Source organism: Oceanibacterium hippocampi (assembly GCF_900172325.1).
Taxonomy (GTDB): domain Bacteria; phylum Pseudomonadota; class Alphaproteobacteria; order Sneathiellales; family Sneathiellaceae; genus Oceanibacterium; species Oceanibacterium hippocampi.
In genome coordinates this window covers 205,983-230,929 of record NZ_FWFR01000003.1, presented here as the reverse complement: position 1 = coordinate 230,929, position 24,947 = coordinate 205,983, and the positions used below count along the sequence as shown (strand labels likewise).

Annotated in this window: 23 protein-coding genes; 19 read left to right on the top strand and 4 right to left on the bottom strand. The window is 66.0% G+C overall.

What is annotated here, in order from left to right; genetic code table 11:
* Positions 1-46 precede the first annotated feature (46 nt).
* Positions 47-937 carry a branched-chain amino acid ABC transporter permease gene (locus OCH7691_RS16400; RefSeq protein WP_085884669.1) on the top strand — a complete coding sequence of 297 codons (891 nt, stop codon included), beginning with the start codon at positions 47-49 and terminating at the stop codon, positions 935-937.
* 59 nt (positions 938-996) lie between these two features.
* Positions 997-3,654, top strand: a complete 2,658-nt coding sequence (locus tag OCH7691_RS16395) for a branched-chain amino acid ABC transporter ATP-binding protein/permease (RefSeq protein WP_176245113.1) — start codon at positions 997-999, stop codon at positions 3,652-3,654.
* 22 nt (positions 3,655-3,676) lie between these two features.
* On the opposite strand, the gene OCH7691_RS16390 is transcribed toward OCH7691_RS16395, so the two are convergent.
* Both OCH7691_RS16390 and ric read right to left on the bottom strand, forming a co-directional pair.
* Positions 3,677-4,006: a carboxymuconolactone decarboxylase family protein gene (locus OCH7691_RS16390; RefSeq protein ID WP_085884667.1), complete on the bottom strand. Its 330-nt coding sequence runs from the start codon at positions 4,004-4,006 to the stop codon at positions 3,677-3,679.
* The gene (gene ric / locus OCH7691_RS16385; protein ID WP_085884666.1) at positions 4,003-4,695 is read right to left on the bottom strand and encodes an iron-sulfur cluster repair di-iron protein; all 693 of its coding nucleotides are present in this window, start codon (positions 4,693-4,695) and stop codon (positions 4,003-4,005) included. Before ric ends, OCH7691_RS16390 begins: the two co-directional genes overlap by 4 nt.
* Before the next feature lie 250 nt (positions 4,696-4,945).
* Between ric and OCH7691_RS16380 the strand changes: the two genes are divergently transcribed.
* From OCH7691_RS16380 to OCH7691_RS16360, 5 genes are all read left to right on the top strand, one after another.
* Positions 4,946-5,626 carry a TetR/AcrR family transcriptional regulator gene (locus tag OCH7691_RS16380; RefSeq protein ID WP_176245112.1) on the top strand — a complete coding sequence of 227 codons (681 nt, stop codon included), beginning with the start codon at positions 4,946-4,948 and terminating at the stop codon, positions 5,624-5,626.
* Positions 5,627-5,714: 88 nt separating this feature from the next.
* A complete protein-coding gene (locus OCH7691_RS16375; RefSeq protein WP_176245111.1) occupies positions 5,715-7,655 on the top strand; it encodes a TRAP transporter permease in 1,941 nt (646 codons plus the stop codon).
* A gap of 26 nt (positions 7,656-7,681) precedes the next feature.
* Positions 7,682-8,710, top strand: coding sequence for a TAXI family TRAP transporter solute-binding subunit (locus tag OCH7691_RS16370; protein ID WP_085884663.1), 1,029 nt, complete (start codon positions 7,682-7,684; stop codon positions 8,708-8,710).
* 77 nt (positions 8,711-8,787) lie between these two features.
* On the top strand, positions 8,788-10,938 hold the full coding sequence (locus OCH7691_RS16365; RefSeq protein WP_085884662.1) for an acetate--CoA ligase family protein: 2,151 nt from the start codon (positions 8,788-8,790) through the stop codon (positions 10,936-10,938).
* Positions 10,939-11,007: 69 nt separating this feature from the next.
* Complete coding sequence (locus OCH7691_RS16360) at positions 11,008-12,276, top strand: alkyl sulfatase dimerization domain-containing protein (protein ID WP_085884661.1); 1,269 nt, start codon at positions 11,008-11,010, stop codon at positions 12,274-12,276.
* Positions 12,277-12,350: 74 nt separating this feature from the next.
* Here OCH7691_RS16360 and OCH7691_RS16355 read toward each other — a convergent pair whose 3' ends face one another.
* On the bottom strand, positions 12,351-13,127 hold the full coding sequence (locus OCH7691_RS16355; protein WP_217808096.1) for a FadR/GntR family transcriptional regulator: 777 nt from the start codon (positions 13,125-13,127) through the stop codon (positions 12,351-12,353).
* Positions 13,128-13,368: 241 nt separating this feature from the next.
* Between OCH7691_RS16355 and OCH7691_RS16350 the strand changes: the two genes are divergently transcribed.
* From OCH7691_RS16350 to OCH7691_RS16295, 12 genes are all read left to right on the top strand, one after another.
* On the top strand, positions 13,369-14,187 hold the full coding sequence (locus OCH7691_RS16350) for an enoyl-CoA hydratase/isomerase family protein (protein WP_085884660.1): 819 nt from the start codon (positions 13,369-13,371) through the stop codon (positions 14,185-14,187).
* Positions 14,188-14,214: 27 nt separating this feature from the next.
* Complete coding sequence (locus OCH7691_RS16345) at positions 14,215-15,372, top strand: thiolase C-terminal domain-containing protein (protein WP_085884659.1); 1,158 nt, start codon at positions 14,215-14,217, stop codon at positions 15,370-15,372.
* A 16-nt stretch (positions 15,373-15,388) separates the two neighbouring features.
* Positions 15,389-15,817, top strand: coding sequence for a Zn-ribbon domain-containing OB-fold protein (locus OCH7691_RS16340; RefSeq protein ID WP_085884658.1), 429 nt, complete (start codon positions 15,389-15,391; stop codon positions 15,815-15,817).
* 8 nt (positions 15,818-15,825) lie between these two features.
* A complete protein-coding gene (locus OCH7691_RS16335; protein ID WP_085884657.1) occupies positions 15,826-17,196 on the top strand; it encodes a phenylacetate--CoA ligase family protein in 1,371 nt (456 codons plus the stop codon).
* Positions 17,193-17,399: a hypothetical protein gene (locus OCH7691_RS16330; RefSeq protein WP_085884656.1), complete on the top strand. Its 207-nt coding sequence runs from the start codon at positions 17,193-17,195 to the stop codon at positions 17,397-17,399. Before OCH7691_RS16335 ends, OCH7691_RS16330 begins: the two co-directional genes overlap by 4 nt.
* Positions 17,399-18,175 carry an SDR family NAD(P)-dependent oxidoreductase gene (locus OCH7691_RS16325; RefSeq protein ID WP_085885136.1) on the top strand — a complete coding sequence of 259 codons (777 nt, stop codon included), beginning with the start codon at positions 17,399-17,401 and terminating at the stop codon, positions 18,173-18,175. Before OCH7691_RS16330 ends, OCH7691_RS16325 begins: the two co-directional genes overlap by 1 nt.
* 89 nt (positions 18,176-18,264) lie before the next feature.
* Complete coding sequence (locus OCH7691_RS16320) at positions 18,265-19,032, top strand: SDR family NAD(P)-dependent oxidoreductase (protein ID WP_176245110.1); 768 nt, start codon at positions 18,265-18,267, stop codon at positions 19,030-19,032.
* Positions 19,033-19,054: 22 nt separating this feature from the next.
* Positions 19,055-19,915 carry a branched-chain amino acid ABC transporter permease gene (locus OCH7691_RS16315; protein WP_217808095.1) on the top strand — a complete coding sequence of 287 codons (861 nt, stop codon included), beginning with the start codon at positions 19,055-19,057 and terminating at the stop codon, positions 19,913-19,915.
* Positions 19,912-20,943, top strand: a complete 1,032-nt coding sequence (locus tag OCH7691_RS16310) for a branched-chain amino acid ABC transporter permease (protein WP_085884653.1) — start codon at positions 19,912-19,914, stop codon at positions 20,941-20,943. The genes OCH7691_RS16315 and OCH7691_RS16310 overlap by 4 nt, the downstream gene beginning before the upstream one ends.
* Complete coding sequence (locus tag OCH7691_RS16305) at positions 20,940-21,647, top strand: ABC transporter ATP-binding protein (protein ID WP_085884652.1); 708 nt, start codon at positions 20,940-20,942, stop codon at positions 21,645-21,647. Before OCH7691_RS16310 ends, OCH7691_RS16305 begins: the two co-directional genes overlap by 4 nt.
* Complete coding sequence (locus OCH7691_RS16300) at positions 21,644-22,339, top strand: ABC transporter ATP-binding protein (protein WP_085884651.1); 696 nt, start codon at positions 21,644-21,646, stop codon at positions 22,337-22,339. The genes OCH7691_RS16305 and OCH7691_RS16300 overlap by 4 nt, the downstream gene beginning before the upstream one ends.
* Positions 22,340-22,462: 123 nt before the next feature.
* On the top strand, positions 22,463-23,653 hold the full coding sequence (locus tag OCH7691_RS16295; protein ID WP_085884650.1) for an ABC transporter substrate-binding protein: 1,191 nt from the start codon (positions 22,463-22,465) through the stop codon (positions 23,651-23,653).
* 105 nt (positions 23,654-23,758) lie between these two features.
* Here the strand turns inward: OCH7691_RS16295 and OCH7691_RS16290 are convergent, their stop codons facing one another.
* Positions 23,759-24,847, bottom strand: a complete 1,089-nt coding sequence (locus tag OCH7691_RS16290; protein ID WP_085884649.1) for a phosphotransferase — start codon at positions 24,845-24,847, stop codon at positions 23,759-23,761.
* Between the last annotated feature and the right edge of the window lie 100 nt (positions 24,848-24,947).

Here is a 24,947-nt window from a genome sequence, read left to right as displayed (position 1 = left end):
TCGATGATGTGCGGGATCGGGTCGAACAAACCGCCGGGGCGCCGTCATGACCGAAATCCAGTTCCTTGTTCAGCAGCTCACCAATGGCCTGATACTCGGCAGCACCTACAGCCTCGTGGCCATCGGCCTGACGATGGTCTTCGGCGTTCTCGGCGTCATCAATCTGGCCCAGGGCGAGATCTTCATGGTTGGAGCCTTCGGCGGGCTGCTCGCCCTGCAAGCGGGCTTCGGCCTGCCTGGTGCGCTTCTGGCCGGGATCATCGCGGCGGGCCTGTGCGGTTACCTCATCGAGCGTTTCGCGCTCCGCCCGCTGCCATCCGGCGTGGACCCGCATATTCCGATGGTCAGTACGATCGGCGCGGGAATTCTGCTGCAGGAGATTGCCGCCGGCTATTTCTCGGCCCGTGAGCAGCCCTATATCACGCCGGACTTTCTCGCGACGACCTTCGATATCGGCCCGATCAAGCTCGATGCCCTGAACATCTTCATCATCTCGCTGACACTGATTCTGACCGTCGGACTGAGCCTCTTCCTGAGCAAGGCGAGGCTTGGGCTGGCGATCCGCGCGGTCGCCGAGAATCCCGGAATCGCCCAGTTGATGGGAGTCAATCGCGTTGCCGTCGTCGCCCTGGTGTTCGTCCTGTCATCGGTGCTTGCAGGCATCGCGGGCGTACTGGTTGGCATGTATTTCCACAATATCAGCCCGTTCGTCGGTATCGGAATCAGCCTCAAGGGCCTGGCCGCTGTCATCCTGGGCGGGCTCGGCAGCGTCAATGGCGCGGTCGTCGCGGGCTTCGTCATTGGCGTGAGCGAGGTCATGGCGGTGAGCTACTTCGATGCCTCCTGGCGTGACGCGGTGGCGTTCGGCGTCATGATTCTCGTCTTGCTGCTGCGCCCGTCCGGCCTGTTCGGCAGAGCGGTCGCGGAGAAGGTCTAGGAGACCGCCACCGGCCGGCTTTGCAGCGTTCCAGCATGCCCTTGAGGAAGTCCTTGCCAATGCCCCCTGTTTCCACCCGCGTTTTCGTACTGCTCGGCGTTGTCTGGCTTCTGCCCTACGCGATCCTGTTCGGACTGCAGCATGCGCTGACGGATGTGGAGTTCGGCGAACCGCTCTCCTGGCTGCTGGGCTTCTTCGGCCTGCAACTTTTTGCCAGCGCCGGCATCACAAGCCGGATCGGTATCGCCCGCGCTCTGCTCACGGCAGCCGGCCTCTACTACGCGATCTATCTGGGCGGCCTCGTGCCCGGCTTCGCGCCTGCCAGCTCGGCCATGCCGCAGCTTTGCATCGCGGCCCTGATGGCGATATCGGTCTGGCTGCCGTTCGCCAGCGGCCAGCTTTCTCTGGCGCAGGCAGGTTTCATGGCCATTGGCGCCTACAGTTCGGCCTGGCTCACGGTCGAGTTGCAATGGCCCTTCACCTCGGCGCTTGTCGCCGGAACGTTGCTCACCGCCTTCGTCGCCCTGCTCGCGAGTTATCCGGCGCTTCGGTTGCAGCGGATCTACCTGGCGCTGGCGACCCTCGGGTTCGGCGAAGTCATCCGCATCTTCTTCGTGAACTTCGAGCCCACCGGTGGCGCATTCGGTTTTGCCGGCATCCCGAAATATACCGAGGTATGGCACCTTCAGCTCACCCTGGCTGTGGTTGTCACGCTTCTTTTCTTCCTGATGCGGAGCCGCATCGGCCGGGCGATAGCCGCGGTGCGGTTCGATCCCACGGCGGCGGCCACGCTTGGAATTCGAACGAAGCATGTGCGCGTCCTGACCTTCACGCTGGGCGCCTTGTTGGCCGGGCTCGCCGGCGGGTTCCAGGCGCATTATGTCCGCTTCATCAGTCCGGAGAACTACGGACTGTCGGCCCTGATCGAGTGGCTCGCGGCCGTGATGCTCGGTGGGTTCGGGACGTTCGTGGGGCCGGTCGCCGGCAGCCTCGTTCTCAGCACGACGCCGGAGTTGCTGCGCTTTCTCTTCGAATGGCGTCTGGCGGTTTATGGCGCCGTGCTGGTCGCGCTGTTGCTGATGCGTCCGGAAGGGATCGTGACGCGGCAGATCATCGGCTGGCGATTCACGCGTCGGCGGTCGGCGGGCCCACAACGGCGGGGTGCGTCGGGCCTGCCGCCGCCTGCGGCCTCCCACGAACCCATGCTGGTGCTCCGGAACGTCACCAAGCGGTTCGGCGCCCATATCGCCGTCAACAGTGTCAGCGTCACGATCGCGCGCGGCATGATCCACGCGGTCATCGGTCCGAACGGGGCCGGGAAAACGACGTTGTTCAACATCGTCAGCGGACTCACCGCGGCGGATGATGGACAGATCATCCTGAACGGCCGCGAGATCCAGGACCTGCTGCCGCACCAGTTGGCGCGCCTTGGCATCGCGCGCACGTTTCAGAACATTCGTCTTTTCCGCGACCTGACGGTTCTCGAGAATGTCATGATCGGTCGCCATGTCCGCATGCGGAACGGTGTTCTCAGATGTGCCCTGCGGCTCGATTCGCGGGAGGAAGAGGAAACTCGCCAGCGCGCCGAGAGCCTGCTGGAAGCACTCGGCCTTGATGCCCATGCGGGTCGGCTTGCCGGGACACTGTCCTATGGCGATCAGCGCCGCGTCGAGATTGCCCGGGCGCTGGCGAGCGAGCCCGACATTCTCCTGCTCGACGAACCGGTCGCGGGCATGAACGAGAAGGAGACCAACGCGTTCGGCGCCTTCATCCGCCACATCGTCCGGGAGTTTGGCAAGACCGTCGTGCTGATCGAGCATGATATGCACCTGGTGATGAACCTGTGCGATCACGTCACGGTGCTGAATTTCGGCACCTTGATCGCCGACGGCTTGCCGGCCGTGGTACAGCGGGATCCTGGCGTTATCGAATCGTATTTGGGGACGACCCGGAAGGAGACCCGGCCATCAGCGACGGCGGTAACGCGGATTCCCCGGGAGGAACGCCCCGTCATTCTATCCGTGCAGGGCGTCGTCGCGCGCTATGGGCCGGTCGAGGCGATCCGGCAGATAGACCTGGCCGTTCACGAGGGTGAAGTCGTTGCCCTGATCGGTGCCAACGGCGCCGGCAAGTCGACCACCCTTTCGAGCATATCCGGTCTCGTGCGGCCGGCGGCAGGTACCATATTGCTGCGCGGTGAGCCGATCGCGGGATTGCCACCGCAAACGATCATGCGGAAGGGAATCAGTCATGTGGTGGAGGGAAGAGGGATCTTCACCCAGTTGAGCGTCCTGGAAAATCTCCAGCTTGGTGCCTATGCCCGCGACGACAGGGCTGCGGTCCGCGAAACGCTGGCGACGCTCCTCGATCGCTTTCCGCGGCTGGCCGAGCGAAAGGACCAGAATGCCGGCACACTGTCGGGCGGAGAACAGCAGATGCTCGCCATCGCCCGGGCGCTGATCAGCCGGCCGAAGCTGCTGCTGCTGGACGAGCCGAGCATGGGCCTCGCGCCGACGATTGTGGAGACGGTTTTCGATCTGATCCGAGACATCAATCGCAACGGAACGGCGATACTGCTGGTCGAGCAGAATGCAACGTTGGCGCTGCAGATGGCCGACCATGCCTATGTCATGGCGAACGGCCGAATTGTCGCCGCCGGCGATCCGGAAACGCTTGGCGCCTCGGACGAGACCTTGCGGGCCTATCTCGGCGGTTAGCGGCCCGACAGCCTCGAAATCCTCAATCGTCGCCGAGCGTGTCGAGGGCGATCAGGGAATGGGCGACGGCGGCGCCGGCGCGCATCTCGGCGGTGACCCAGATCGCCTCCATGATCTCCTCCGCGCTCGCCCCTGCCCTGGCGGCGGCCTTGACATGCCCCTTGATGCAATAGGGGCACTGGGTCGCATGGGCGACCGCGACGGCGATCAGCTGCTTGGTCTTCTGCGTCAGGACGCCTTCGCGGAAGGCCGCCTCGCTGAAGGCGCGGAAGGCCGCCTCGGCGTCGGGCGCCAGTGTCCGGCGCTTGTCTGCGAGGGCGCGGGTCGCCTTCGGATAGAGATCGTCACTCATGATGTCGCGGGCTCCTCATAGCGGGGAAAGAGAACGAAATTCTCGAGGTGGACATGATCCATCATGTCGCCGGTGAATTTTGCAAGGCCCGCATAAAGCGCCTGCCATGACCGGCAGGCCCCGTCGGGGGTGGTGAAGCTTTCGGTCATCGTCGCTAGTTGGTCGAGAAAGTCGCCATGGTCGCCATGCTCATGGCGCATCCGGGAGATCGGCTCGTCCAGACCGCCGCCGGCCCGCCTGCGCATCGCGGGAAAAAGGATGAGTTCCTCCTTCTTCATATGCACCTCGATCTCGCCCTGCAGTTGCCGCAGCAGGCGCGCCAGGCCGCGCGGCACCCGCGGGTGCTCGGCATGGACGGCCTCGACCTTGCGCGAGAGTTCGATCAGCTCGACAAGCTCGCGTCGATGGGTTTCGTGGAAGCGCGTCTGGATATGATCGATCAGCGCGTCGCTGCTCCAGTTCGCCGGGCTCCCGGTCACCGTTTCCATCTCTTCCAGCGCATCGAGCGCCGCCGCCAGCTCGGCGGTTTCGATACCGCGCTGGCGCGCCGCCTCGTCAAGGGCGAGATGCCCGCGACAGCAGAAGTTGACGTTGTACTTGCGGAACACGTCGACGGCGCCGGGCATTGCCGCGGCGATCTCGCCGACGGCGCGGTACTGCAGGGGCGTGTGCCGGATCTGGACGGTCATTGCGTGCTCTCCTCTTCCCGGGAGGCGCGACCGCCGCGCCGTCCCCCTTCGCCATTACATCGAACCGTAATGAGCATTGTAAATACCTATTAAGGAGAGCGTCAAAACGTCTCAGGGCTCGCGGTGCAAGGGGATACGAGGCCCGCGCGATATTCCGACAGCGCCACTTGACAGGAAGCGGCGGGTCCTAAATCATATGACTTAATAAAGCACATGATTTAGATGCTGGATGCCGCCGGGGAGGGGGCCGATGACCGCGACCGCGGCCGTGACACGGGACTTGCTGATCGAAACCGCCGAGCAGTTGTTCGCCGAAAGCGGGATTCATGGCGTATCGATGCGCCGGATCAACCAGGCGGCGGGTCAGAAGAATACGTCCGCCCTGCATTACCACTTCGGATCCAAGGGCGCGCTGATCGAGGCGATCATCGAGCAGCGGATGCGCGGCATCAATGCCCGCCGGCTGCAGATGCTCGACGAGATCGAACAGGCCGGAAAGGCGACCGATCTGACCGCGATCGTCTCCGCGATCGTCTTCCCGCTTGCGGAGTGCCTCTCGGCGGGCAGCAGGACGAGCTATTACATCCAGTTCCTCGCGCAGGTATATGGCGACCCGGCAATCCGGGGCGCCCATCTCGTCAGCGGCAAGTTCGACGAGGGTTACCAGCGCTGCTTCGCCCTGATCCGGCAGAACCTGCCCGAAATTCCCGACCGTGTTCTTCGCCAGCGCCTTCTCGTGGTGACCGGCATCGTCGTCTACATCCTGTCGAACTTCGAGCGCGAAAGCCGGTCGCAACAGGCGAAGAACCGGGCCCTCGACATCGCCTTCTTTTCCTCGAACCTGGTCGATTTCCTGGTCGGCGCGATTTCCGGCAAGGCGTCCGATGGGACGCTCGAACTGCTCTCGAACCAGGGCCAGAGGCGGGCGTGATCGTGCTTCCCTCTGCTCCGAGATCGGCCGTGGCGATATCGAACGGCGCCAGCCAGGAGGGCTGCCTCGCCGCGCCGGGAGGATCGTCGTGCCGGTGACCGACAGCCTCGCGAAGGCCTGCGGCCTGCTTGCCGCGGCGCTCGGCCTCGGGCTCGCCCTGCAGGCGATCTACAGCGCCTATTTCGGGGTCTGGGAGCCGTGGTTCCATCGCAGCCTCGTGGTCGGCATCTCGGTCGCCGTCGTTACCCTGACCACCTCGCTCGTTTCCCGGCACAAGCCGAAGCGACGGCTCGTCGCGGCATGCCTGATCGCCATCGACGTGGCGATCATCGCGGTCGTCACGCTCGCGCTCGAACGGCTGTTCAATGCCTACGAGCATGTCGACGACATCATGCTGGCCTACAGCGCCTACGACCTGACGGTCTCGCTGCTCGCCGTGCTTGCGATCTTCGAGCTGTCTCGGCGGTTGTTCGGCTGGCCGCTCTTCCTGTTCTCGCTCCTGATCCTGGTCTATTGCCTGTATGGCGATCATTTTCCGTGGATCTTCCGGCACTCGGGCTTCTCGCTCGAGCAGACGATGCAGATCCTCTGGTTCGGGCTTCAGGGCGTCTTCGGGATGCCCACCGGCGTGGTCCTGCAGATCATCTTCATCTTCATCGTGTTCGGTGTCCTGCTCGAGCAATCGGGGGCCGGCGCGGCGCTGATCCGGATCGCCTTCTTCCTGACCGGCCGATCGCGCGGCGGGCCGGCCCAGGCGGCTGTCGTGGCAAGCGCGCTGTTCGGCACGATGTCCGGCAGCGTGGTCGCGAATGTCGTGGGCACCGGGTCCTTCACCATCCCGATGGTGAAGAAGCGCGGATTCTCCGGGCCTTTCGCCGGCGGCGTGGAATCGGCTGCGTCCGCCGGCGGCCAGTTCGTCCCGCCCGTCATGGGCGCGGCGGCCTTCGTCATGGCCGATCTGACCGGTTATTCGTACCTGTCGATCTGCATCGCGGCACTGGTGCCGGCGCTCCTGTTCTACCTGAGCCTCGCGCTTTCCGTCGGGCTCGAGGCACGTCGGCTCGGCATCCGGCCGACGCCGGCCGAGGATCTCGTCACGCCCAATCGCCGCGACTGGCTGAACGGCCTCATGGTGGCCGGCCCGATCGCGGCGATAATCATCGTGCTGACGATGGGCAGAACGGCTGCCATGGCCGGTTTCTGGGCGACCGTGACGGTGCTGGTCCTGGCGTTCCTGATCAATCCGGATTTCCGCAGGAAGCCGGGGCGGGTCCTCGGCATGCTTGCCGCCGGCGGCCGGACGGGCGCCACCATCGTGATCGCCGTCGCCGGCATCGGGGTCGTACTGGGCGTGCTCAACCTGACCGGTTTCGGTCTCAAGTTCGCGAGCCTGATTTCGGTGATCGGCGAGGGCAACCTGTTCCTCAGCCTGCTGCTCACGATGCTGGCCTGCCTGGCGCTCGGCATGGGGATGCCGACGTTACCGGCCTATCTGATCATCGTGCTCGTGATGGGGCCGGCGATCCGCAATCTCGGTGTGCCGGTGCTCGCACTGCACATGTTCGTGCTCTACTTCGGGGTGCTTTCGGCGATCACCCCGCCGGTCGCGCTGGCCGCCTTCGCGGCCGCGCCGATCGCCGGGGCGAATCCGTTCACGACCGCGCTCGTGGCGGCGCAGCTCTCGGTCGCCGGCTTCATCATCCCGTTCGTGTTCGTCTACGAGCCGGACCTGCTGCTCATTCTCGATTTCGACCTGGCGAACTTCGTCTGGGTGATGGTCCGGTTCGGCGCCGCGCTATGGCTGACAGCGACCGCCTTCGCCGGGTTCGAGCGGCTGTCGCTCGCGCCCTGGTCACGGATCGGCCGGCTGCTTTGCGCCGCCCTCATCCTGCCGGGCTTCATCCCCGTGTCGCTGGCGGCCTGCGGGCTCGGCGCCCTCATCGTCGCCTACGACATGCTGCTGCGGCAGAAATTCGCCCCGCGCGAGACCCTGGCGTCCGGCAGCGCGGCGCACGGAAAACGAAACTGAAACCAGAAAAAACTGGAGGGAACGGAATGACCAGATTGAAACAGGCAATGCTCGCCGGGTTCGGCGCGGCGGCGTTCGCGATCGGCGGCGCGGAGGCGGCCGACAAGACCTATCTGAAGATGGACACGCTGGCGCCAGGATCGTCGGCCTATGTCTTCTCGGTGGCCTTCAGCGGGGTCGTGCAGAAGCATCTTCCCTACGAGATTCAGGTTTCCTCCGGCAAGACCGCCGTGCGCATGGCGATCGACGCGGCGAAGGGCGACGTCGATCTCTACCTGGCCTCGATGACCATCAACCATTTCATGGCCAACGGCCAGGCGATGTTCAAGAACGCGCCCGAGGCGCCGGAACTGTTCAAGAAGCTCCGCGGCATCATCAACTATCCGATCGGTGCCTATCACATGGTCACCTACTCGGATTCGGGCATCAACAGCCTCGAGGACATCAAGGGCAAGCGGGTCTTCATCGGGCCGCCGAAAGGCGCTGCGCGTGTCGTCACCAGCCAGATCATCAAGGGTGTCACCGGCTATGAACCGGGTGTCGACTTCGAGGAAGCCAAGCTCGACTGGAACTCGGCCGCGCAGGCCTTCCAGGACCGCCAGCTCGACGTCTATGTGGGGCTGACATCGGTTCCGAGCCCGCAGATCGAGCAGTTCGCGGTGTCCGACAAGATCCGGCTGCTCGGCATCCCGGCCGACAAGATGGACAGCGAAGGGGTCAAGAAGGCGCTCGGCACGCCGGGACGGACGGTCGAGACCATCGCCGCCGGTACCTATGGCGACCGTCAGATCAACCAGGAGGACGTGACGACGGTCGGCACGCAAGCGGGCCTCGCGACCCATGTCGGGGTCAGTGAGGAGATCGTCTACAACATGACGAAGGCGATCTTCGAGAATCTCGCGGAATTCCACGGCAACGCCGCCTGGCTCAAGAACGTGAACCGGGATTCCGTGTTCGATTACATGAACTTCCCGCTGCATGCCGGGGCCTATCGCTACTACAGGGAAGCTGGCTTCGATATTCCCGAGGACCTCATCCCGCCGGAAGCGAAATAGCCGGCAACGGTTGCGGACGCCGTCATCGAACGGCGTCCGCGCAACCCTGGGACCTGTAACGAGATCGTGCCCGCTTCATGAACGAAACGATATCCCTGCCGCGTACGCCCAAGGCGATCGACCTTGCCTCGCTGGACGCATTGTTCCGGCCGCGCTCGGTTGCCGTGATCGGTGCCTCCGCCAATGCCGGCAAAATCGGCGGACTGCCGATCCACTATCTGAAACGGGCGGGTTACGACGGTGACATCTATCCGATCAATCCGCGAAGGACCGAGATACAGGGCCTCAAATCCTGGCCGAGCCTCGCGGCGGTTCCGGCGGCGGTCGATCTCGCCGTGATCGCCGTTCCGGCCGCCCAGGTCCGCGAGGCGCTGCTCGTCGTCGCGGCGAAAGGGACGAAAAGCGCCATCATCTTCAGCGCCGGGTTCGCCGAGCTGGGGGCGGACGGGGTGCGGCTCCAGGACGAACTGGCGGCGATCGGGCGCAAGGCCGGTATCCGGCTGCTCGGCCCCAACTGCTCGGGCTACGCGAATTTCGCCAACGGCGCCTGGGTCACCTTTGCCCCGCTGCTGGAAGAAGGGCAGGACAGCGTCGGCAATGTCGGGCTGGTCAGCCAGAGCGGGGCCTTCGCCAACTTCGGCTACCGGGTCGGTCGCAATCGCGGCATTCGGTTCAGCCAGTGGCTGACCACCGGTAACACCATCGATGTCGACATCGCCGACGGTCTGGCGTTTCTCGCTGCCGATGAGAATACGAAGGTTATCCTCGTCTACATGGAAGGCTGCGCCGACGGCGCCCGGTTCATCGAGGCGCTGGCGCTGGCGCGCGCCCGGCGGAAACCGGTCGTCGTGGTCAAGGTCGGCACGACCGAGGCCGGCGCGGCGGCGGTCTCATCCCATACGGCGGCGCTGGCCGGCGAAGACAGTGTCTTCGACGCAGTGTTGCGCCAGTACGGCGCCTACCGGGCGCGCAGCGTCGAGGAATTGTTCGACATCGGCTATGCCGCGGCCAACGGCACGCTGCCTAACAGCGCGAAGATCGCCATAACCTCGATCTCGGGCGGGGTCGGCGTGCTGCTGGCCGACGAGGCGGCCACGCGCGGTCTCGACATCGCGCCGATGCCGGAACCGGCACAGGCGGCGCTCAGGGAACTCGTCCCCTTTGCCGGGACACGCAACCCGGTCGATGTGACCGCGCAGGTCATCAACGATTTCGATCTCTTCGACCGCAGCCTGGAAGTCGTCCTGCAACAGGGCGACTACGACATGCTCGTCTGTTTCATGGGGTATCTCGGGCTGTCGAAGGAATACGGGCCGCGCATCCTGCCGCTCTGGGAAAGCGTGCGGCGGCGCCATCCCGAACGGACGCTCGCGGTGGCCACGCTGTTCGACCCGGCGATCCGCCAGGCGCTGGAAGAGGCCGGGCACCTCGTTTTCGAGGAACCGACCCATGCGGTCCGGGCGCTTGCGGCGCTCCGGCATTTCGCGGAGAGCTTCGGGCGAGCCGATGGCGCGGCGGTCAGTCGCCCGCCGGGTTTGCTTTCCCTGCCGGCAGAAGCCGGGCCGCTGAACGAACTCGACTCGCTGGCGATCGTGCAGGCGGCCGGTATCCCGACGATCGGGGCGATTGCCGTCGGATCGGCCGAAGAGGCGACGCAGGCCTTTCGCAGGATTGATGCCGAGGGTGGCCGGCGCGCCGTTCTCAAGGTCGTGTCGCGCGAACTGCCGCACAAGTCCGAGGCCGGCGGCGTCCGTCTCGGCATCTGTTCGGAAGAGGAAGCCGGCGCAGCCTATTCGGAGGTCATGGCGCGTGTCGCCCAGCGGGCGCCCGGAATCGCCGTCGACGGTGCGCTGGTCGCGCCGATGGCCGAGCCGGGTATCGAGACGATCATCGGCGTGCATCGCGACCCCGTCTTCGGTCCCGTCGTCATGTTCGGACTTGGCGGTGTATTCGCCGAGGTCCTGCGGGACGTGGCCTTCCGCGTTGCGCCGTTCGATGTCGCGGAGGCTCGCCGGATGATCGCCGAAACGAAGGCGAGCGCGATTCTCGCCGGCGCGCGGGGCGGCCCGGCCGTCGATGTCGGGATCCTCGCACAGGCGCTTGCCGATCTGTCGCGGTTCGCGAGCGCGCATGCCGAGCGAGTCGAAAGTATCGATATCAATCCGTTCTCGGTCGGCCCGACGGCGGCCTGTGCGCTCGATGCCGTGGTTGTGCTTCGGGGCGAGTAGGCCGTGGCCGGTGGCAGGCGGCTATCACTGTTTCACCTTGTTGATTGCGAAAGACAAAGGACTGTTTGAATGGCTCTGGATGTTCTGAATGCGGCCGAAAGGATCATCCGCGGAGAGGAAGGCGTGTCCGACTGGTTTCGCGGTGTTCCGGACAGCATCCGGCTGGATGTCGCGCCCGCTACCGCGATGATCGTCTGCCGCGGCCTTTCGGGCAATGTGACGGCCCTGAAGACCGACGAGGGTCTCATTCTCTGCGACACCGGCGCGGTCGATACCTGCGAGCGGGTGCTGGCGGAAGTGCGCCGCTGGGAGCCCGATGCGCCGATCCATTCGGTGCTCTACACCCATGGTCATTTCGATCATGTCGCCGGCATCGGGCTGATCGAGGCGGACGCCGCCGAACGCGGCTTCGATCGCCCGATCGTCATCGCGCATGAGAACGTGCTGGGCCGGTTCGAGCGCTATCGCATGACGGCCGCGCTCAACCGGAAGATCAACATCCGCCAGTACAGCCGGCCGGACTTTCGCTGGCCCGAGGGCTTCCGCCATCCCGATATCGTCGTTCGCGATTCCCACGACCACGACATGGGCGGCGAGACATTCACGATCATTCACGGCAAGGGCGAAACCGACGATCACGCCTGGCTCTGGGCGCCCGACAGGAAGCTGATCGTCGCCGGGGATTTCTATACCTGGGCCGCGCCCAACGCCGGGAACCCGCAGAAGGTCCAGCGCTATGCCCCGGATTGGGCGATCACGCTGCGCCGGATGATCGAACGAAATGCCGAGATCCTTGTGCCCGGTCACGGTCCGCCGGTTTTCGGGCGGGAGTCGATCAACCGCATTCTCGACGACGCCGCCTGCTGGCTGGAATCGCTGCACAACCAGACAGTCGAGCTGATGAACGAGGGGCTCAGGGTCGGCGACATCATCCATCGCTTCGAGGTGCCGGAACGGTTGCGGAATCTCTCCTGGCTGGAGCCCAACTACGACGATCCGGAATTCGTCGTGCGCGGCATCTGCCGGCTCTATGGCGGCTGGTGGGACGGCAATCCGGCGAACCTGAAACCGGCGCCGGAGGCTGACCTGGCGCGCGAACTTGCGGCGGTCGCCGGCGGCGCCGACCGTCTCGCCGAGCGGGCGCGGGCCTTGCTGGAAAATGGCGACCTGCGACTGGCCGGTCATTTCGCCGAGTTCGCGGCCCTGGCGGCGCCGTGCGATCCGGCGGTCCATGCCACTCGCGCCAGCGTCTACCGGGCACGGGTAAGCGCGGAGCGGGCACAGATGGCGAAGGGTGTCTTCCGCGACGCGGCGGCGGCGTCCGAGAAGCTCGTCTAGGGGGAACGACGCATCGGCGCGGGCAACCGTGCCGGTGCGTCCTCGTCTTGCCGGGTCGCGCCCGAAGGGTCGGCTCAGTCCGTGGCGTGACCGAGGGCGACCGCGTCGAGCGGCATGTCGATCGCAAGGCCCGTGCGATCGTAGCCGCGCTTGAAGTCCTCCATGTGCCGGCGCATCCAGTCGCGGACACGGGTGGCGTCGCCGGCGGCCAGTGCGTCGCGGATGAGCATGTGGGCATCGAGCACGCGCCGGTGCGTGCGCAGGCGGGGCAGGATGATCCGCCCGGCCGGGATGAACAGGCGGCTGACCGGTTCACGGGCCAGCGCAAGAACCCGGTTGTTGGCCCCTTCCGAGATGATGTCGTGGAACTCGGCGTCGATCGCGACGAAGTCGTCGACATTGATGGGCTCGTCGGCCTCGACCCGGGCGACCATGGCCGCCATTCGGTCGATATTCTCCTGCAGTCGTTCCAGGTGTTCTGGCGTAATACGCGACGCGGCATACTCGGCCGTCGCCTGTTCGATGATGACGGCTGCTTCCCAGAGTTCCCGGAACGTCACCGAATGCAGGATAAGCGCCCGGCTCGCCCGTGAGGCGAGATCGAGATAGTGCGGCAGCGCCACACGCGGGCGGCCGCCGCCTTTCCGCGTCACCAGCCCGCTTTCCTCGAGCAGACGGATGCCTTCCCGTACCGTGGAGCGGTTGACGCCGAACTGGTCGGCGAGCGCCGTTTCCGATGGCAGCCGTTCGCCGATACCGAGCCGGCCGCTCAGGATCTCGTTCTGGACCGCATTGAAGACCAGCCGATAGGTCGGCATCCGTTCGATGACGGAAAACTGGGCGTCGGTCACTGCGCTCCCTTCTTTTTCATGGCTCTGCCGAGATTGGCTTCGGATCCGGCGCGACCTGCCTCTGGCGATACGCGGGATCGGAGATGCCGCCGGCCGGGCGGTCTGGCGCTTATTTTTGCCTTGATCTCCATAAACGCCATCGCTACAAGATTGTCAACTTGTCGGACAATTCAACAATCGGACTTTGCGTAGCAAGCCGGTTGTAGTGCCGACGACAGAAGAGCGAACCGGGGCGACGCAAGTGGGCAGCGAGAACGACGCAACGAACGACACCGAGGAGCGGCCGGGCCATCTGCTCGCGCGCCGGGGTGCCGTCGCGTCGATTACCCTGAACCGCCCCGACAAGATGAATCCCCTGGATCGGGCGACGATCGCCGGCCTGATCGAGACCGTCGCCGAGATCGAGGCGGAGCCGGCAGTCCGCGTGGTCAGCATCACCGGCGCCGGCAAGGCCTTCTCGGCAGGTGGCGACCTGGAAGGGTATCGGTCGCTTTACCGCGATCCGCCGGCCTTCGAGCGTTTCCTCGAGGATTTCTACAGCCTCAACCGCCGGATCGAGGAATCGACGAAGATCTACGTCGCCATCGTGAACGGAGCCTGTGTCGCCGGCGGCCTCGAACTGATGCTGGCCTGCGACATCGTGATTGCCGCCGAGGGCGCGAAGATCGGTGACGGGCACGTGAATTTCGGCCAGTTGCCCGGCGCCGGCAGCTCGCAGCGCCTGGCCCGGATCGTCGGCCCACTGAAGGCCCGCTACCTGATCATGACGGGGCGCATCATAACCGGCCGGGAGGCCGAGGCGCTCGGGCTCGTCACCCTCGCCGCGCCGGCGGCGAAACTTGCCGAAACGGCGGAGGCGCTGATCGCCGAGCTCGTGACGAAGAGCCCGGCCGGTCTGCGCGGCGCCAAGTATCTCATCAGCGAAGGCCTGAAGCACTCCCTCGACGAGGGGCTGCGGCTCGAACTCGCCTTCGTCCACAATTATGCCACCACGGAGCCCGATGCGATGGAAGGCCTCGACGCCTTCCGTGACAAGCGCGCGCCGGCCTACCGGGCCTGACGGCGGCACGAGAAGGAGAGTTACCCAATGTTCAATGCCCGAGACAAATGTGCGATTGCCGGAGTGGGCTTCACCGACTACAGCCGGGACTCGGGTCGCCCCGTGCGCAGCCTGGCCAGTGAAGCCTGCCTGAAAGCGATTCAGGATGCCGGGCTTTCGGTCGAGGATGTCGACGGCTTCGTCAGCTACAACTTCAACGACTCGGTACCCGCGATCGCCGTCGCAACCGAACTCGGTGTGCCGGCTGCCGGGTTCGCGGTCGATTTCCTGGCCGGCGGCAATGCCGCCAACCTGATCGTGCTCAACGCGATCGCCGCGATCGAGGCGGGACTCGCCAAAACCGTCGTCTGCTATCGCGCGATGAACGGCCGCTCCGGCTTCCGGCTGGGCGGCGGGCGCGAGATGGCGGCGCACGGAATCACCCAGTTCACCGCGCCGTTCGGATGGATCACCTATCCGCAGGCCATGGCGATGTGGTGCCGGCGGCACATGATCGAATACGGGACCTCGGCCGAGCAGCTCGGCGGGATCGCCGTCACGCTGCGCGAGAACGCGGTGCTCAACGAGCGGGCGATGCAGCGCGCGCCACTGACCCTCGATGACTACATGAATTCCCGGATGATCGTCGATCCGTTCCGGCTGCTCGATATCTGCCTGGAAAGCGACGGGGCCTGCGCGGTCGTCGTCACCTCGGCCGAGCGCGCCCGCGACATGAAGCAGAAGCCGGTCTATGTCTCGGGCGGCGCCTATGGCGGCGGCCCCCAGCAGGGCGAGGATCTTTTCGACGCCATACGCTGGCCCGATCACGCGCACAACTACTCGAAGTATATCGCCGCGGACCTGTGGGCGAGCGCCGGCATCGGGCCGGAAGACGTCGATATCGCGCAGATATACGACTGCTTCACCTACAGCATCGTGATGCAGCTCGAAGGCTTCGGATTCTGCAAGGAAGGCGAGGGCGGTGCCTTCACCGAGGGCAGGCGGATCGCCCGCGACGGCGCGCTGCCGGTCAACACGCACGGCGGGTTGCTGTCGGAGGCCTATATCCACGGCTTCAATCACGTGATCGAGGCGGTCGAGCAGCTTCGCGGCCAGTCCGGCCCGCGCCAGGTCGAGGGCGCCGAGGTGGCGCTGACCACGGCCGGCGCGATGACCTGCGGCAGCGCCATGGTCCTGCACAACTAGGAGAGACGTACCGGTCATGGGTTACAACAAGCCGCTTCCCTACCCGAACAGCGAAACCAAGCCCTTCTGGGACGCCTGCAGGGACGGCATTCTCCGCATCCAGCGCTGCTCCGATTGCGGGACCAACCGCTTTCCGCCGACCGGCGTCTGCCCGGCCTGCCAGTCCGACAGGTCCGAGTGGATCGAGGCCAGCGGCCGTGGCCGCGTGTTCAGCTGGATCGTCGTGCGCCACCCGGTGCCGAAGGACGTCTATGCCGACAAGGTGCCCTATGTCGTCGCCATCATCGCCCTCGACGAGGGCGTCCGGATGGTCAGCAACCTGGTCGATATCGACGTCGACAGCGTGCAGGCGGACATGCCGGTGACGGTGCGTTTCGACAAGGTGACCGACGAGTTGACCCTGCCGGTCTTCGTGCCGGCGGATGGCGCCGACCGGGGATCGTGACGGCTGCCATGTCGACGATGCTGTCCGCATACGAGGCATTGAGCCGGCCGGACCTGGAGGCGATCCAGTCGCGCCGGGTGCGGGCCCTGCTCACCCGTGCCTACCGGGACAGCAGTTTCTACCGGACCAAGATCGACGAAGCCGGCGTATCCCCCGAGCGGATCGCCGACCTGGCGGCGTTCCGCGAGCGCGTGCCCTTCTCGACCAAGGCGGAGCTTCTCGCCGACCAGGATCGCCATCCGCCGTTCGGTTCCCGCCTCTGCGTCGACCGGCGTGACGTGGCGCTGATCAACCTGACCGGCGGCACCTCGGGCCAGGGGCAGGAGACCTATGGGCGCACCCAGGCGGACGTGCAGACTCTGGGCTACCTCCATGCGCTCGCATGGTACCGGGCCGGGCTCCGGCCGGACCACACGGTGCTGAACTGCGTGCCGACCGGCGGCATGACGACCGGCGGCTGGGGGCCATCGGAAGGGATCCGGATCATCGGCGCGACCGGCCTGACGCCGCCCGCCGCGCTCAGCACGGAGGCGAAGATCGACCTCATGCTGCGTTTCCGCCCGCTCCACTTCATCTATGCCTCGACCAACTATCTCCATCGCATGACCGAGGTGATGGGCCAGCTCGGCATCGTGCCGCGCGAGGCTTTCCCCGATCTGGTCGGCGTCTTCATCGCGGCCGAGGGCTATCCGCTCGAATGGGCCCGGCGGATCCAGGACCTCTGGGGCTGCACGCTGCATGAAGGCTACGGCAGCACGCAATGCGTGGGCTTCGCCGCCGGAACGGGGCCTCAGGGCGCGATCGGCCCGGACGGGGGACGCGGCGTGATGGAACTCTTCGAATGGATGACGCTCTGCGAGGTGATCGACCCGGAGAGCGGCCAGGCAGTCGCGCCGGGCGAGGAGGGCGAACTCGTCGTTACCAACCTGACCATCGAGGCCTCGCCGGTAATCCGCTTCCGGACCGGCGACCGGGTCCGCTTCGTTCCGGCGGCCGACCGGGCGAGTGCGCTCAATGCGATCGAATGCGGTGGTATCGGCCGCTACGACGACATGATGAAGATCCGCGGTAACAACGTCTGGCCGGACGCGGTCGATGCGGCCGTGCTCGCGTTCGCGGAAGTCGACGAGTATGTCGGCCGCGTCTTCACCGCCGATGACGGCAAGACCGATGTCGAGATCCGCGTCGCCCTGAAAGCTGCCGCGGCGGCATGCTCGGAGGCGGAAAGGGGCCGCATCGCGGGCGCCCTGCGCGACGCCGTCAAGGAACGGACCAATGTCGCGATGCGGGTCGTCTTCGCCGATCGCGCGGAGCTTCCGGAATATACCTACAAGGCCCGGCGCTGGTCCGACGAGCGCCAGAAGGGATACCGGCTGTGACCGAGAAGCACGAGATGGTCCACGATCCGATCGCCACGCTGCGCCAGATGCAGGCGCTCGCCGACACCCTGTGCCTGAGCGACGATCCGCTGATCGCCGGGCAGGGCCGGCACCTGCACGGACGGATCACAGGCTTCCTCTCGCTGCTCGGCGACGATGTCGCCGACCTGCTTGGCGTAACCGGGAATGGGGAGACGAGATGATGTCCGACAGGCTTGACGGCAAGGTTGCCCTGATCACCGGTGCCGCCTCCGGGCTCGGCCGCGCCGTCGCCGAACGCTTCGTCGCCGAGGGCGCGCGCGTGGTCATCGCCGACATCGACGAGGCCGGCGGCAACTGGCTGGCCTCGGCGCTCGGGCCGAATGCGGCCTTCGTTCACTGCGACCATACCGAGAGCGCCGCCTGCGACGCGGCGGTGGCCTTCGCGGTGGCCGAGTTCGGCAAGCTCGACATCCTGCACAGCAACGCCGGCGCGCCGTTCACCGGGCCGTTTCGCGAAATCGAGGACGAGACGCTGGAGCGGGTCATCAACATCAACCTGTTCGGCGCGCTCAAGATGACCCGGGCCGCCCTGCCGGCCCTCGAACGGCAGGCCGCGGCCACGCCGGCCGGCGCCTCGCTGATCTATACCTCGTCGCTGCAGGGACTGAAGGCGAAGCCGAATTTCAGCCTCTACACGGTCTGCAAGCACGCCCTTGTCGGGCTGGTGCGGAGCCTGTCCCTCGAACTCGCGCCGAAGAATATCCGGGTCAACGCGGTCTGCCCGACGATCACCGAGACGCCGATGCTGGCGCATTTCCTGCCGGGCATGGCGGATGATCCGGCCGAGGCCATGAAACGGCTGCGGGCGACCGTTCCGCTCGGCCGGTTGCCGGAGCCGTCCGACACCGCCAGCGCCGTTCTCTACCTTGCCTCCGACGAGGCCAGGATGATGACCGGCGTCTCCCTGCCGGTCGATGGCGGGCAAATGGCGATGTAGGCGTTCCGACCAATATCAAGCGCCCGACAGGACGCAACGAACCGGCCAGGAACAGAAGAGCCGGCCGCAAACGAAGTGAGGAAACGACGTTGATACTCGACAGGTTCCGCCTGGATAACCGGGTTGCCGTCATCACCGGCGGTGGCGGCGGCCTCGGCACGCTCGCCGCGCTGACCTTCGCGGGCGCCGGGGCAGATATCGTCCTGCTCGGCCGGAACGAGGTGAATCTCGAAGCGACCGCGAACGAGGTGCGCGCGCTCGGCCGGACGGCGCTGCCGATCACGGTCGACGTCACCGACGGGGCGGCACTCGCCGCCGCTGCCGAGCGGATCGAGGCGGAACTCGGCGGCATCGACATCCTGTTCAACAATGCCGGCATCACCTCGACGAAGACTCTCCGCGACATTCCTCCCGAGGAATGGCAGGCGCTGCTCGACGTCAACGTCACCGGCAGCTACCTGGCCATCCGCGCGGTGACGCCGGCGCTGATCCGGCGCGGTGGTGGGCGGATCATCAACATGGGCTCGATCCTCTCGGCGCGCGGCATGGCGAACCGGGTCGCCTACAGCACCACCAAGGCGGCGGTCGCCAACATGGCGGCGGCGCTGGCCTTCGAACTCGGGCCGCACGGCATCACGGTCAACACGCTGGCGCCGACGGTGATCGTCACCGACCTCAATCGCGAGGCGGTTCGGACCCAGCCCGAACTCTACGAGGCGATCGTCAAGAGAACGCCGCTCGGACGGCTCGGCGAGCCCGACGACCTGTCGGGCGCACTCCTGCTGCTGGCCTCCGACGCTGGCCGCTACATGACCGGGCAGACGCTGTTCGTCGACGGCGGCTACACGGCGGGATGAGGAACGTGACGATGCTCAACAGGTGGTACGGGCGATGCTGATCCAGGTGCTCAACGGCGTTGTCTATGGCGGCCTGCTCTATTTGCTGGCGGTCGGCCTCGTGCTGATTTTCGGGCTCCGCGAGATCGTGAATTTCGCCCATGGGGCGCTGTTCATGCTGGGCTCCTACATCGGCTTCTCGATTGCCGCGATCTTCGATTTCTGGCTCGGCCTGGCCGGCGCGATCGTCGCCATGACACTGGTCGGGCTCTGCCTCGATGCCGGCGTCCTGCGGCCGTTGCGCAAGCATGACCACATGGTCACGGTGCTGGTCACCTTCGGCATCCTTTTGGTGCTGGAAACCTTCGCCACCGCGGTCTGGGGCAAGGCCTTCCGCAGCATGCAGCCGCCGGAACTGCTGTCCGGCACGGTCGAACTGTTCGGCGAACCGTTCCCGGTGTACCGGCTCTTCGTGATCGCCGTCAGCCTCTGCGTCGCCGGCGGCCTGACCGTCTGGCTCCGGCACAGCCGGATCGGGCTCTATGTCCGCGCCTCCAGCGTGGATCCGACCACCACCGGCATTCTGGGCGTCGATACCGACCGCCTCAGCCTGCTCGTCGTCGGCCTCGGCACCGGCCTTGCCGGCATGTCGGGCGTCATCGCCGCGCCGCTGATGGCGCTGTCACCGACCATGGGGAATTTCATCCTGATCGAGAGCTTCATCGTCGTCGTCGTGGGCGGGCTCGGCAGTTTCTCGGGCGCCTTCATCGCCGCCCTGCTGATCGGACAGATCCACAACATGGGCGCCGTCTATCTGCCCTGGGCCTCCACGCTGCTGCCCTTCCTGCTGATGGTCTGCGTGCTGATCTGGCGCCCGACCGGCATCGCGGGAGGCAAGGGATGAGCGGCAACCCGACCAGCCTGACCGCACCTGCCGGCGGGCGCGACAGCGGACCGCTGTCCCGCAACTGGCGGCTGCTCACGGCCGCCGCGGTCGCGGTCGCGGCCGGGATCGCCGCACCGCATGTCATTTCATCGGTGCTCTGGATCTCGCTGCTGACCCAGGCGGTTGTCGACATGATCTTCGCCACCAGCGTCGGCCTGCTGGTGCGCCAGAACGGCCGTATCAGCTTCGGCCAGGCGGCCTTCTTCGGGCTCGGCGGCTATATCTTCGCGGTGTCCATCGCCCGCGAGATCGCGACCCCGGAACTGGCCATCATCCTGGCCGTGGTACTGCCGACCCTGATCGCCTTCCTCCTCGGCCTGATCATCGCCCGGATACCGGGCGTTGCCCACGCCATGCTGACGCTTGCCGTCGGCCAGGCCTTCTACGAGGTCGTCTTCAAGTGGCGGGAACTCGCCAACGGCGACGACGGGATGAGTGTGGCCCTGCCGCGCACCCTGTTCGGTTTCGACAGCGGGATGTTGCAAACACCGGGATCGATGCTGCCGATCGTCTGGACGATCCTGGTCATGATCCTGGTGGGCTTCACACTGATGGCACGCAGTCCGTTCGGCCAGCTGACCGAGGCTATCCGTGAGAACGACGAGCGGGCCCAGTTCATCGGTTACACGACGACCCTGCCGCGCGCCGTGATATACGGCGCCTCGGCCTTTGTCGCCGCCGTCGCCGGGCTGCTGCAGACCCTCTACAACGGCTACATCTCGCCCGACATGTTCCACTGGAGCCTGTCCGGGATGGCGCTGATCATGGCCATCGTCGGCGGCCCGAAGATCATCTGGGGGCCGGCGCTCGGCGCCTTCATCCTGTTCTTCTTCAAGGATGTCGCGGGCGACGCGACGGAATACTGGCCTGCGCTCGTCGGCATCATGCTGATCGTCGTCACGCTGCTGCTGCCGGAAGGCTTTGCCGGGCTGGCGGAACGGACCGACGTGCCGCTCCGCCGGCTCCGGAAAGGGAGGGCGTCATGAGCATCTCCCTCGAAGGTCGCGGCCTGCATCGTTCCTTCGGCGGCTTCAAGGCGCTCGACGGGGTCGACATCGCGGTCGAGGCCGGGCAGATCCGCGGCCTGATCGGGCCGAACGGGGCCGGCAAGTCAACCTTGATCGACGTGTTGTCCGGGCGGGCCGACAACTGGGGCGGGCAGATCTATCTGCGCGGCGAGGAAGTGACCGGGCTCAAGGTTCACGAGCGTCGTCGTCGCGGCCTCGCGCGCTCGTTCCAGCGCACCAACATCTTCCCTGCACTTGCCGTCGGCACCCAGCTCACCGTGGCCGCCCGGGCGCTTGGAAACGAAGGTCTCGACGATGTCGTCGAAGCCCTGTCGCTTGGTCATCTTCTCGACCGGCCGGCACAGCAGATCAGCTATGGCGACCAGCGTCGGCTCGACCTGGCGCTGGCCCTGGTCGGCCGGCCCGAGGTGCTGCTGCTCGACGAACCGGCGGCCGGGCTGACCGTCGAGGAATCGCTGCAACTCGCGGCGATCCTTCGCGACCTGGTGAAGAAGTGGGGCGTGACCGTGCTCATCGTCGAGCACGACATGGAGGTGATCTTCTCGATCTGCGACCGGATCACCGTCCTCCATCTCGGCAAGGTCCTGGTCGACGACCTGCCCGATGCCATCAAGACCAATCCGGAGGTCATCTCCGCCTATCTGGGGTCCCAGGCGCCATGAGCTTGCTTGCGTTCGACCATGTGGATGCCTGTTACGGCGCCGCGCGTATCCTGAATGACGTGTCGTTCAATGTTGACGCCGGCGAGCGCGTCGCCGTGCTCGGGCGGAACGGCGTCGGCAAGACGACCGTGGTCAACACGCTTTGCGGCGGCACCACGATCCGCGCCGGCGAGGTCCGCATCAACGATCGCGGCCATACCGACCTGCCGCATTATCTCGCGGCCCGCTCCGGCATCGCCACCGTGCTGCAGGGCCGCGGCATCCTGCCGAATCTGACGATCGAGGAGAATTTGCTGCTCGGCGCGTCCGTCGGGCGCAAGGGGCCGTGGTCGCTGGAGGCGGTCTACGGGCTGTTCCCGATCCTGAGGGAGCGATCGACCAACATGGGCCTGGGCTTGAGCGGCGGGCAGCAGCAGATGCTGGCGATCGGCCGGGCGCTGATGGCCAACCCGGACCTGCTGGTCCTCGACGAGCCGAGCGAGGGACTGGCGCCGGTGATCGTCGACGAGCTGGCCGAGCTGTTCAACCGGCTCGGCCGGGACGGCACGGCGATCATGCTGATCGAACAGAATGTCGGGCTGATCCAGCGCGTCGCCGAACGCTACTACGTGCTTTCGAAGGGGCAGGTGATCGAGAGCGGCAGCCTCGAGGGAATGAGTACCGAGCAACTGCAGAGGCATATCGCGATCTGAGGTTGCCCATGCGTGAGGGGTTTTCGACCGAATGTGCCGGTTCTTCCGGCCGGCGACTTCGACGGCGCCGTGACTACGACCGTCGGGAACCGATCAATGTGTATCAAGGGAAGGAAACGATAAATGTCGAAGATGCGTAAAGCGGGCCGTGTCGGGCTCGGTATCGCGGCGGCGACCGCGCTCCTGATCGGCGCCGGCGCCGCGCAGGCGAAGGATGCGCTCAAGATCGGCGTGCCGACGGATCTCTCGGGCACCTATGCCGATCTCGGCAACCAGGTGATCCGGGCGGTCGAGTTTGCCGTCTGGGAGGCCAACGAGGCGGGCGGCGTCGATGGCCGCAAGGTCGAGTATCGTTCACTCGACACCGAGGCCAAGCCGGACAATGCCCGTCGTCAGACGGAAAAGCTCGTCCGTGAGGGGTATCCGGTCATTCTCGGCCTGATCGCCTCCGGCGAAGGCCTGGCGATCGCCCCGATGATGGCGCGCTGGGACGGACTCTACATCTCGACCATCAACAAGAGCGACAAGCTGACCGGCGACTCCTGCGAGGACCGGGTGTTCCGCGTGAATACCCAGAGCGCCATGGATGCCATGACCATCGAGCCGTGGCTGAAGCAGCGCGAAGAGAAGAAGTGGGCGGTCGTTGCCGTCGACATCGCCTGGGGCCGCGGCTCCAGCGAGGCCTTCGCGGCCACCGCCGAGGGCGCCGGCAAGACCATGGTCGGGCAGTTCTTCATCCCCTCCAACACCAACGACTTCGCGCCCTACATCCAGCAGGTCAAGGATTCCGGCGCCGACGGCATCTGGGTCGTGCTGGCCGGTCGTGACGCGATCAACTTCGCCCAGCAGGCCAAGCAGTTCGGCCTGATCGATTCCATCACCGTGGCCGGCCAGAGCTTCACGACGGACAACACGGTCAAGGCGCTCGGCGATGTCGCCAAGGGCATCTTCGGGATCATCAACTACAGCTCGACCCTCGACACGGCCGAGAACAAGGCCTTCGTCGCGGCATGGCGGACCAAGTACGACGCCGATCCGACCAACTTCGAAGGCGAGACTTATCTCGGCATGCAGGTCCTCTTCCAGGCCGTGCAAAAGAGCGGCAGCATCGCCCCCGCCGATCTCGGCAAGGCGCTGTCGGGTGGCGAGTTCGACACCATTCTCGGCAAGCTGAAGATGCGGGCCGAGGATCACCAGCTGCTGTCGCCGAACTATTTCGGCAAGGTCGACGAGTTCGACGGCGCGCTTCGGCCAGTGATCACGATGACGGCGACGCCTGACCAGGTGACGCCGCCGGTTTCCTGCTCGATGTAACGCGTTTCGCGCCCATCGGGCGCGGGGCAGGAAGACGAAGGGCGGTCCCTCGCGGGGCCGCCCTTTTTCGTTCCGGGAATGGCGACGTGGGAACCGGCCTTGGGGTCAGGCCCGTGCCGCGACCTGCGCCCAGCCGATCTCGCCGAGCGGGCGGGCGAGGCGGCCTACCGAGAGCGCGTTCGGCGCGCTCGCATTGCCGCTAATCGCGCGGCTGTAGACGCCCTGGGCGATGGAGGCGAAGCGGAACAGGGCGAAGGCCTTGTAGAAATCGAAATGCTCGATCCCGGCGCGGCCGGTACGGCGGCAATAGGCGGCCACGTAATCGGCTTCCGACGGAATGCCGAGGCGGGCGAGGTCGAGATCGGCAAGGCCGCCGAGATTGGGCGTGCTGCTCGGCAGGTTGTAGATCATGCAATTATAGGCGACGTCGCAGAGCGGATGGCCGAGCGTCGCCAGTTCCCAGTCGAGAACCGCAAGGACGACCGGCTTCTCCGGGTGGAAGACGAGATTCTCCAGGCGGAAATCGCCGTGGGCGATACCGTGTTCCTCACCGGCCGGAATATTCTCCGGCAGCCAGGCGATCAGCTTCTCGATCGGCTCCATCGTCTCCGATTCCGCCTGCCGGTACTGCTTGGTCCAGAGCCGGATCTGGCGGGCGACGTAATTCTCCGGCCGGCCGAAGCTGTCCAGCCCGGCCGCCGCATAGTCGACCGCGTGGAGACGCGCCATCGCCTCGTTCATGGCGTCGTAGATCGTGGCCCGTTCCGCCGGATCGGCGCCGGGCAGCGCCGGATCGCGGAAGACCCGGCCCTCGAGATAATCCATCACGTAGAACGGCGTGCCGATGACCGTCTCGTCTTCACAGAGCAGGTGAACCGGCGGAACCGCGACATCGGTACCGGCGAGCGCGCTGAAGACGCGATACTCGCGCTCGATCATATGGGCCGATTGCAACAGTTCGCCCGGTGGCTTCTTGCGCAATACGTACCGCCGGCCGCCGGCCCGGACCAGGAAGGTCGGGTTCGACTGGCCGCCGCGGAACTGCGAGATGTCGAGCGGGCCATCCGCGGCCACGCCGGGCAGCTTCCCGGCCAGGTAACGGGCCAGTGCAGCGCTGTCGAAGGCGTGCCCGTCCCGAATGGCTGTCGTCTCCATGCCTTCCGGCACGGCCTTCTCGTCGATCGTCTCGCTCATGTATTCCAGACCCGTGGCTAGTCGCGGCTTCCGCTTTGAATGTCGGATTGTCGGACAAATATAGCGAGACGCATCCGTGCCGGGCAAGCGGCCGATCGAC

What these genes read in the sequence shown, in the direction of transcription:
- OCH7691_RS16400 (WP_085884669.1), top strand. Translation starts at nt 47, where the DNA reads ATGACCGAAATCCAGTTCCTTGTTCAGCAGCTCACCAATGGCCTGATA.
- OCH7691_RS16305 (WP_085884652.1), top strand. Translation starts at nt 20,940, where the DNA reads ATGAGCATCTCCCTCGAAGGTCGCGGCCTGCATCGTTCCTTCGGCGGC.
- OCH7691_RS16290 (WP_085884649.1), bottom strand. Translation starts at nt 24,847, where the DNA reads ATGAGCGAGACGATCGACGAGAAGGCCGTGCCGGAAGGCATGGAGACG.
- OCH7691_RS16380 (WP_176245112.1), top strand. Translation starts at nt 4,946, where the DNA reads ATGACCGCGACCGCGGCCGTGACACGGGACTTGCTGATCGAAACCGCC.
- OCH7691_RS16310 (WP_085884653.1), top strand. Translation starts at nt 19,912, where the DNA reads ATGAGCGGCAACCCGACCAGCCTGACCGCACCTGCCGGCGGGCGCGAC.
- OCH7691_RS16325 (WP_085885136.1), top strand. Translation starts at nt 17,399, where the DNA reads ATGTCCGACAGGCTTGACGGCAAGGTTGCCCTGATCACCGGTGCCGCC.
- OCH7691_RS16340 (WP_085884658.1), top strand. Translation starts at nt 15,389, where the DNA reads ATGGGTTACAACAAGCCGCTTCCCTACCCGAACAGCGAAACCAAGCCC.
- OCH7691_RS16300 (WP_085884651.1), top strand. Translation starts at nt 21,644, where the DNA reads ATGAGCTTGCTTGCGTTCGACCATGTGGATGCCTGTTACGGCGCCGCG.
- ric (WP_085884666.1), bottom strand. Translation starts at nt 4,695, where the DNA reads ATGACCGTCCAGATCCGGCACACGCCCCTGCAGTACCGCGCCGTCGGC.
- OCH7691_RS16395 (WP_176245113.1), top strand. Translation starts at nt 997, where the DNA reads ATGCCCCCTGTTTCCACCCGCGTTTTCGTACTGCTCGGCGTTGTCTGG.
- OCH7691_RS16365 (WP_085884662.1), top strand. Translation starts at nt 8,788, where the DNA reads ATGAACGAAACGATATCCCTGCCGCGTACGCCCAAGGCGATCGACCTT.
- OCH7691_RS16345 (WP_085884659.1), top strand. Translation starts at nt 14,215, where the DNA reads ATGTTCAATGCCCGAGACAAATGTGCGATTGCCGGAGTGGGCTTCACC.
- OCH7691_RS16390 (WP_085884667.1), bottom strand. Translation starts at nt 4,006, where the DNA reads ATGAGTGACGATCTCTATCCGAAGGCGACCCGCGCCCTCGCAGACAAG.
- OCH7691_RS16360 (WP_085884661.1), top strand. Translation starts at nt 11,008, where the DNA reads ATGGCTCTGGATGTTCTGAATGCGGCCGAAAGGATCATCCGCGGAGAG.
- OCH7691_RS16335 (WP_085884657.1), top strand. Translation starts at nt 15,826, where the DNA reads ATGTCGACGATGCTGTCCGCATACGAGGCATTGAGCCGGCCGGACCTG.
- OCH7691_RS16295 (WP_085884650.1), top strand. Translation starts at nt 22,463, where the DNA reads ATGTCGAAGATGCGTAAAGCGGGCCGTGTCGGGCTCGGTATCGCGGCG.
- OCH7691_RS16370 (WP_085884663.1), top strand. Translation starts at nt 7,682, where the DNA reads ATGACCAGATTGAAACAGGCAATGCTCGCCGGGTTCGGCGCGGCGGCG.